Source organism: Oleiphilus sp. HI0080 (genome assembly GCF_001635135.1).
Genome location: NZ_LWFU01000559.1, coordinates 1 through 7,592, shown reverse-complemented (window position 1 = coordinate 7,592; position 7,592 = coordinate 1). Strand labels below are relative to the sequence as shown.

Below are 7,592 nucleotides of genomic sequence, written 5' to 3'. Positions count from 1 at the left end.
GTCCATCAAAGACTCTTTCGCCATCACAGCGGCTTTTTCAGCTGTGCCGCCAATACCAATACCCAGCATTCCCGGCGGACACCAACCAGCCCCCATGGTGGGAACGGTTTTCACAATCCAGTCAACGATGCTGTCCGACGGATTCAACATCACCATCTTTGATTTATTTTCAGAACCGCCGCCTTTTGCAGCGACATCGACATGCACTTTATCGCCTTCAACAATCTCGTAATGAATAACCGCCGGCGTATTGTCTTTGGTGTTTTTGCGCGCCCCTGCAGGGTCTGCAAGAATCGAAGCACGTAGAACGTTATCTGGATGTGTATACGCACGACGAACACCTTCATTGATCATGTCAGTAAGACTCATGTCTGAATCCCACTGTACGTTCATGCCCACTTTTACGAACACCGTCACGATACCCGTATCCTGACAAATTGGGCGCTTACCCTCAGCACACATACGAGAGTTGATCAAAATCTGCGCCATCGCATCTTTCGCTGCTTGCGACTCTTCGCGCAGATAGGCTTCGTGCACCGCCTTAATAAAGTCGGCTGGATGATAGTAAGAAATAAACTGCAGCGCGTCCGCTACGCTTTCGATCAAATCGTCTTGGCGTATGGTGGTCATAAACGTCTCTTCTTTTCTGTAAGCGATTAAAGGTTAGCGATTTTCGTTGTCGGTCCTGCAAGATCTGTTCACTGCCCTTATCAAGCAACAAACATTAAATACTCAAAAACAGCTGCACGACCTTTTATAAAGGCGGGAAATTGTACTCTCAATTAGCCATCCTTTGTAGTGCTCTGCGCGCAGACATTTGTATAAGGCCGCACCTGAAAACAAAAAAGTATCAAACCATTGAACTTAGAGAGAAAAATTCGACAAAGCGGATATTTCGTCTAGTTTTATTAGTTAGACGAATAAAAGCGCGAGAAGCGCGACCGGCAGAGTTTTCGTTACTGCTTCGAACAAGAACACAAGCACAACAAAAACACTGGCGTAGGCAATAAATCGTAAACAATGCTCTCTTCGCTCGCTCCCGCGAAACAAGTAGAAGCAACGAATAACAGCAATCATAGGTAAAGGTCCTAGCTATGTTGAAAAAAACCCTTTTAAGTGCCGCAATAGCCTCCACGTTTGCTCTCAGCGGATGTCTAGACAGCTCACCCGATACAGGTGAAAACGCCGGTTCGGTAACGAATCCAGATACCAGCACTGCGGTGTATCCAATTTTCTCCCCAGCAGAGAGCAAGCTTCCAATACCTAATGATTTGATTTTTGATTCAGAAGCGGGTGATGGCAGCTTCTCAGTTAGCGATACATCCCCACCAGTTACAACTGCTCTGAACGGATTAAGCGGCGCATCGACCATCGCACCGATCGATATTTCTTTGAGCGGCCTCATTGATCCTGCATCAATCAAAGGCCCAGGCGACGCGGATCAAAACGTTTGGCTTATCGCTCTTGATTACGCGAGCGGCGACCCAGTACAAGGATTATCAAACCAAGAGCCACCAAATGTAGCTGGCGTGGCGACTCCACCAGTTCCTGCTGACATCGTTGCAGCTCAGCCAACCTACACGGTTGAACATAAGGTGCTAGACGGCAATTCAACGATTAGAATCCATCCAGTTTCAAGCCCTCTCGCTGAAAGAACGCGATTTGTTGTAGCGATTACAAACGGTATAACCGACACACAAGGGAATGCAATTGTTCCATCTCCTGGTGCAGCTGGGTACGAAGCACTTACCAAGACTGATGCAGAAGTGCCATTAAATGGTGCACTTGCAGCTTTAGCGCCGGTTCGAGCCTTAATTAATGGCCTTTGGGAAACAACATCACTTGGTCTTATCAACGCTGTTCGGGGTCTTGTATACAGCCAGCCACCGTTAACCGAAGACAACATTGCGCTGACGTATAGCTTTACAACGTCAGATGACGAGAAGGTTTTAGACTACATCGCTGAACCAACAAACTGGTTGAATGATCGCATCCAAGACTTAATTAAAGTTGGTGCTGCAAAAGCCGCGGTTGAGGGTGGCGCAGGTGATTATGCAACGGTGAAAGCGACCGTTGATGGTGCTTATTCAGCTTGGCTTCCATCTAGCCTGAGCCCTGCTCTAATAGGTTGCGACGCAGCTCCAGCCGGAGACGCAAGAGTAACTTGTGCAGCAAACGGCCTATATGGAGCATTGGGAGGAACTGCAACATTCACTTCACAACCTACAGCAACAACGATCACTATGAATGGCGCTGCGCTAGATGTGACAGACGTTGTTCCTACTCTTAAATTTGATGCTGTAACAAATCCGAGCGGTATTCCAGAAGACACCGTTTTAGTCGATCAAGGCAAATTAACGATTCCATACTACAGCGGCGCACCTGTAGGGTTCCCAACCCCCCCAACAGAGACAACTGCGGCTGCAGGTGCGGGTTTGCCGCTGAAATATGCCAGCTGGGAGCCTGATGTAACGCTCGCAACAACGCTGAATATCACTTTCTACTGCTCTGGCCTTGCAATTCCACAGGGCTTCACCGCACCTGCTTTGGGCAGTACCGACCAACTTGATTGTAGCGACCCTATGAACCCTCCATCTGATCCAGCGGACTTCGACACACCGCCGGCATCAGAAGTGGTGAATTACATCTTCCCTTTTCCAACGAAACAAGAAGATGTAACGATCCCTATGCTTGCGATCTACCCTGACCCTGCAATGACAGGCGGACCGCAAAATCTAAAAACAATGATGTGGGGTCACGGCTTAACTGGCGACCGCTCAAATGCTCTTGGTTTTGGCAGCTTGCTCGTTGCTAACAGCTTAAGCAATGCATCACTCCATGCAGTTATTGCAATCGACGAACCTCTGCACGGAGTTGTCAGCGGCGCACTAGAGGCAAGCGCCTTCGGCGCCGTTGAACGACACTTCGGCTTTCAAGATGCGGGCGCGGGAGCAACTAACCCACCTGCATTGATTGAAGATGGCGGTTCAGGCTCTATGTTTATAAACTTAGAGAGCTTTTTAACAGCACGCGACAACAATCGTCAGCACGTACTTGATTTGTTCACGGTCAGAAAGTCACTACCTGCAACAACGCTTAGCGGACACACCCTAACTGACAACTACTTCTACTCAGGCCACTCGCTAGGTACGATTAACTCGCAGGCATTTGTTGCGATTGCGAACGACACGGCTGCAACGGATGACAACATTACTGCAGCGGCGTTCTTTACTCCTGGCGGTGGTATTGCTCGATTCTTTGAGAACTCACCAGCGTTTGCTAGCACATTGGCTGACGGCTTAGCTGCAAACGGCATCACGCCAGAGACATCAAACTATCAAGCATACTTGAACGTTTTCCAAGCCGCGTTTGACTCTGTAGATGCGGTAAGCTTTGCAGATCGTTTCGATGGTGCCACACCCGTTAACTACTTCGTTGCAGCAAACGATTTGGTGATTCCAGTAGACATTTCTGAAGAAAGCAGAACCTTTCAGTCGGTCACCTCTCCTGGCGGAAACACAGTGAGCGGTTCAGTTGCTTACCTATCTGGCGCAGAGCCTTTGGTTGCCCTATCTGGCGCGACAGCATTGACGACAACTGCAGGAAATCAAGCTATCACACAGGCAGTAGCCCGCTACAAGCCTTGTTCTGCTACACATAGCACACCTTCATTACCTGATGGTAGCGATGTCCCAGATGCAGCGACTTACGGTAACAATGCGTTTGTAGAAAACTTGAGTCACACCGTTGGTTTAATTGCAAGCGATGGTGCGGCCGTCACGGTTACACCTAACTTCGCGAGCCTTCAACAAGATCTGCCGCTACCAGCACTTATCTTGGATGAAGCTAGCGGTTGTACTCCGTAAAATAGCCCTAGTTAAAAAACCCGCCTTGTGCGGGTTTTTCTTTTTCAGGCCCCGTGAATCAGAACCCAATTTCTCCCCCTCTCCCTCTCCCCCGCAAAAAACCAATACTTGATAACACCACTTCTTACTCTGCGATTATTTACCGCATTTTCTAAACAAGCTTGTTGACGCATTTAGGCGAATCCGTATAATGCGCCCTACCTTGCCAGTGTGATGAAATTGGTAGACATGAGGGATTCAAAATCCCTTGCTCGCAAGAGCGTGGCGGTTCGAGTCCGCCCACTGGTACCAAGACAAAAAAGCCCCGCAGCGGAATCGCTTCGGGGCTTTTTTATTAGCATCGAATCCCGTTGTACAGATAAACTTAAGGGCAAGCCTTTCCATGGCAATTAAGGCCTCTTCACGAAACGCTGTCGGATCTTCGCGCCTTTCTCAGCAATAACGAGACAGCAAAGAAAACACCACAACATGCCCTCCACTATAGATGGTGTACCCGTACCCATTCTCTTACTCTCTACCGCTCTTTGAGCATATTTCTCATCCAACCAGTACTTTTCTGACAGAACTCGACGCAGCCGTTTTTTAGCTGAACCCAACACCCAGCACAATGCGTGAACGAAGGTTCAAAAGAATCCAATACGCAACTAATTGAGTAACTTAAAAAAGAGGCAAAAGAATCTCGCCAGAGCAGTGACACACTGGCATCTGTGCATTCCTCAACTAGTCTGATAGTGTTGTAGTCCTTAAAGGGTAGAGTTAATTAGCGATGCGTTTGGTTCAAATATTATTACTTAGTTTGTTTACATTGCCGACTGCATTTGCAGAGCAAAACGCTCATGCTGACAAACCGGAGGTAATGCACTTTGCCGCTACCTCTTGGTGTCCCTATGTCTGTGATGATGAAGACCACCCGGGTTTTATCGTCACATACATGCGCCAACTTCTTTCTCAACAGAATGTCGAGTTAAACGTCACCATTTTGCCTTGGTCTCGCGCGATAAAAGAAAGTCGCGCGGGAAAATATGATGGATTGCTTACAGCAGTTCATAGCGAAGCCGAAGACTTTCAGTTCCCTATCATACCGACGGGTTATTACCAAGACTGCTTGTTTGGTCAAAGCGAGAGTGAATTAAAATTCAAGGGTCGCGAATCCTTTAAGGGCATTCGCGTCGGCGGTGTGAAAGACTATGGATATGGCTCACCGATTGGCGAGCTATTTAGTGATCCTAAACCGGAGGAATCGATTTATTTAGTGTCTAGCAATCGCCCGATGGATCAACTAAGCGGCATGCTTGAAAAGAACCGTATCGATTTGATCGCCGGCGACAAGAACGTAATGGAGTATTACCAGAACAGTAAAGAGGGGCAACCCATCCTGTCTGTTGCAGGCTGCCTCGACGAGGTCCCTTTTTATACCGCCATCTCCCCTTCTGTAGATTCCCCAGAACGATTAATCAGGCAACTTGAGACAGCGCTGTCAGCAAAGAACGCACAGGCGCTTTATCATCAGGCAAAAGAAACTTGGGTATCGTCGCTTGAAGGCGAGCTTTAGAAAATACCCGGAACAAGCCACCAGCTGCGTTTTTTATACGCTGCCCACTCTGGATAGCGCGACATAGACGCTTCTTTTAAGACCATGTTTACGGCAAACACGCCAAGCCAAACCCAGGCCAACACCAAAAATGGAAACCAATGCCAAGCCAAAAGTGCAAAGCTTGCGTAAATCATCATCTCTCCCAGATAGTTGGGATGACGAATATATCGGTGCACGCCATCGGTAATCAGTCCGCGCTTTACCCTCAGCGTAAAGTATTTTTGTGCATCCGCCGCAATCATCAAAACTGAGCCAATCAAGCAAAGCAAGGTACAGAGAGCAAACCACGTTCCGTCCGACAAAGGATACGCGTCCGCTCCCCGCTCTGAAATCAATAGCCAACCAAATAGCCAATAAGGCCCGAGCACTAGAGCGAATGCATTGAACGCACCAGCATAGGTGACGCGCCGCTGCCAGTTTTCATCAGGGAAAGCCATGTCTTTAATTAGCCAAACAATGCCATAACCGCCATGCAAGGCTAGGTAAAGCCAAGCCGCAGTGCTCGTATTGTTATAAAACCACATAAGTGCCGCGACAAAGAAAATGGTGCCTGCCTTCTGGAAGTTAACCACCCACGCGAGCTTAAGATGCTTCGGCCCACCTAGGCAATCAACTGAGAGATATTCACTTAAAGCGCGTAACTTAATCGCCCATAAAGGCGCCTGTTTAGCGTCTAGCCGAGATGTCGCTTTTGTATTCATGATGGCCCGTACATATATTTTTTGTCTATTTGACTGGAACAAGAAATCAGGGCGCCACGATAACAAAACCATGAGGATAGTTCAGTTAAAAAAATGGGCGCCGGAGCGCCCATGAATAGCTAGTTGCCAAACCACTCTCTGAGTGTGGAGGGGAGACTGGAAAGAGAGGAGCCTGAATCAACTAGCTGCCGAAACTACGAAATCCTGTTCACTAAGGGTGATAGGGTAAATAGCCGCTTCTGGCCGCTTGCAAAAGATGTGGTAGGCCTCAGGCGCAAGAGAATCAACTGCGGTGGCGACGTGGTCAAACTCTGAGGAGAGAGGGTCTCCCGACCGAGCGACCAAAAACTCGACCTCGCACGTCGGTATTTTTGCAGCGAGAGGCTCTTCAACCCAAACAAACACAGCCTTCTCAACCAGAACATATTCAGCATGAGCAATTCGATAATTCTCTTTTAAGTTAAGCGCCGTTTCAGAGCCGTCAGTATTAAGTTGATACTTATGAATGGCTTTCATCGTCGTCCTCCTTTGTGAATGAACGCGTTTAGATTGCTTGAACTGACGATTCGAAAAAAGCAGTTTTAATCGCACACTAAAATCGAAATTAACGGATTATTAACGACCCTCTCCTAGCACGATTTTTTCGAGCAGACGAAGCATATTTTTCTGATAGATCGATCAATCTCTCCGGCGTAGCATACGCAAAATTCTTCAAAGCGGAGGAACGAGACATGCTTAAAATCGCACTTGATGGCAATGAGCTGCGAAAGCACAGAGACGAAATTGAAGCTTACTTCAATATTTATGTCGGCCCTTTGGCAGAGGAATTTTCGTCACTACGCTTTAAGCTGAAAGAAGTAAGAGAAAACACACGCGAGACGCTTTTTCACGCTGAGCTTAGAACAGAACCCTATGTCGGCAAACCAATGGCTGTTGAAACCAGGTCCAATCAGGCGACGTCTGCCATAGAAATTTGCTTTGCACGTGCTCGACGAACCATTCTTAGAGAGCAACGGATCGCAGCGCTAAGTTAACAAAGGGCAAAAGAGTTGCGCGAAAAGGCGCCTGTGAAGCATTAGAGAGAAAAACGCGTAGACTCGATAATCTTCAATACGGCTGGGTGCTTCAATTTACGCTCAGGAGAGATCAAATAAAAACGCTCCATTACCCCTTCTACAACGCCAACATGTCGCACCCCATAAATAGATTCAACCTGCGCTCGCATGACTGTGGGCGCGGGAAAAAACCCCTCGCCTGCCTCTCCGAACACTTTTAATAAGGCGCTATCATCAAACTCAGCGACAATATTTTGCGTCAGACCATTTACTTCAAACCAATCTGACAAGTTACGTCGAAGAGCATGCTCTTTTACTGGCATTAACATCGGAGCGTTGTCCAGACACTCAGGAAACGCCTGAGGGTGCTTCTCAA

At 47.9% G+C, this 7,592-nt stretch carries 7 protein-coding genes and 1 tRNA gene; 4 read left to right on the top strand and 4 right to left on the bottom strand.

The window, feature by feature from the left end; translation table 11 throughout:
• Positions 1–630, bottom strand: a 630-nt coding sequence (locus A3751_RS12340; RefSeq protein WP_197466310.1) for a fumarate hydratase, incomplete at its 3' end; no start/stop codon positions are given.
• Positions 631–1,094: 464 nt separating this feature from the next.
• On the opposite strand from A3751_RS12340, the gene A3751_RS12335 reads away from it, so the two are divergent.
• From A3751_RS12335 to A3751_RS12325, 3 genes are all read left to right on the top strand, one after another.
• Positions 1,095–3,866, top strand: a complete 2,772-nt coding sequence (locus tag A3751_RS12335; protein ID WP_068456431.1) for a hypothetical protein — start codon at positions 1,095–1,097, stop codon at positions 3,864–3,866.
• 204 nt (positions 3,867–4,070) lie between these two features.
• Positions 4,071–4,157: transfer RNA gene (locus tag A3751_RS12330), tRNA-Leu, on the top strand.
• A 481-nt stretch (positions 4,158–4,638) separates the two neighbouring features.
• A complete protein-coding gene (locus A3751_RS12325) occupies positions 4,639–5,418 on the top strand; it encodes an ABC transporter substrate-binding protein (RefSeq protein WP_197466309.1) in 780 nt (259 codons plus the stop codon).
• Here the strand turns inward: A3751_RS12325 and A3751_RS12320 are convergent.
• The gene (locus A3751_RS12320; protein ID WP_082863228.1) at positions 5,415–6,161 is read right to left on the bottom strand and encodes an isoprenylcysteine carboxylmethyltransferase family protein; all 747 of its coding nucleotides are present in this window, start codon (positions 6,159–6,161) and stop codon (positions 5,415–5,417) included. The genes A3751_RS12325 and A3751_RS12320 overlap by 4 nt on opposite strands.
• Positions 6,162–6,338: 177 nt before the next feature.
• A complete protein-coding gene (locus A3751_RS12315; protein WP_068456426.1) occupies positions 6,339–6,677 on the bottom strand; it encodes a hypothetical protein in 339 nt (112 codons plus the stop codon).
• Positions 6,678–6,892: 215 nt separating this feature from the next.
• On the opposite strand from A3751_RS12315, the gene A3751_RS12310 reads away from it, so the two are divergent.
• Positions 6,893–7,195, top strand: coding sequence for a hypothetical protein (locus A3751_RS12310; RefSeq protein WP_068456424.1), 303 nt, complete (start codon positions 6,893–6,895; stop codon positions 7,193–7,195).
• A 41-nt stretch (positions 7,196–7,236) separates the two neighbouring features.
• Here the strand turns inward: A3751_RS12310 and A3751_RS12305 are convergent.
• Positions 7,237–7,592, bottom strand: a 356-nt coding sequence (locus A3751_RS12305; RefSeq protein ID WP_231876888.1) for a LysR substrate-binding domain-containing protein, incomplete at its 5' end; no start/stop codon positions are given.

What these genes read in the sequence shown, in the direction of transcription:
- A3751_RS12335 (WP_068456431.1), top strand. Translation starts at nt 1,095, where the DNA reads ATGTTGAAAAAAACCCTTTTAAGTGCCGCAATAGCCTCCACGTTTGCT.
- A3751_RS12320 (WP_082863228.1), bottom strand. Translation starts at nt 6,161, where the DNA reads ATGAATACAAAAGCGACATCTCGGCTAGACGCTAAACAGGCGCCTTTA.
- A3751_RS12315 (WP_068456426.1), bottom strand. Translation starts at nt 6,677, where the DNA reads ATGAAAGCCATTCATAAGTATCAACTTAATACTGACGGCTCTGAAACG.
- A3751_RS12310 (WP_068456424.1), top strand. Translation starts at nt 6,893, where the DNA reads ATGCTTAAAATCGCACTTGATGGCAATGAGCTGCGAAAGCACAGAGAC.